The 542-nt window shown below is 62.7% G+C and carries 1 protein-coding gene; it reads right to left on the bottom strand.

The features are described from left to right. The coding region (locus JKL46_RS35135; protein ID WP_201843084.1) for a M16 family metallopeptidase at nt 1-542 on the bottom strand (542 nt) is incomplete at both ends.

Here is a 542-nt window from a genome sequence, read left to right as displayed (position 1 = left end):
TTGTTGGGCCCATAGTGCTGGCGGAACCAGCCATGCACGTCGTCCAGGCTGGCGGCATCGAGATCGGCCATCGACCCAATCGGCGGATGACCGTAGGGATGATCGGCCGGGAACAGGGCTGCGGCTTGGGCATATTGGACGAGGCCGTATGGCTGATTGTCGCGCTGGCGCTTTTCATTCTGGACAACGCCGCGCTGGTTATCGAGCTTTGCCTGCGTGATTGCGCCAAGGAGGTGTCCCATCCGGTCGGACTCGAGATAGAGCGTTTTTTCGAGTGCGCCGGTTGGGACTGTCTCATAGTAGTTGGTGCGGTCGTACGAGGTCGAGCCGTTCAGGTTTGTCGCGCCGAGCTGCTGCATCGGCTCGAAGAAACTGGCGTCGGCATTCTCCGAGCCGCCGAACATCAGATGCTCGAACAGGTGCGCGAAGCCGGACTCGCCCTTGGGCTCGTGCTTGGAGCCGACGTTGTACCAGACCGACACGGCGACCACCGGCGCCTTGCGATCGGTGTGGACGAGGACGCGCAGCCCGTTGGCGAGGGT

It is taken from the genome of Microvirga zambiensis WSM3693, from assembly GCF_016735695.1.
Taxonomy (GTDB): domain Bacteria; phylum Pseudomonadota; class Alphaproteobacteria; order Rhizobiales; family Beijerinckiaceae; genus Microvirga; species Microvirga zambiensis.
This window is presented reverse-complemented; position numbering and strand designations above follow the sequence as displayed.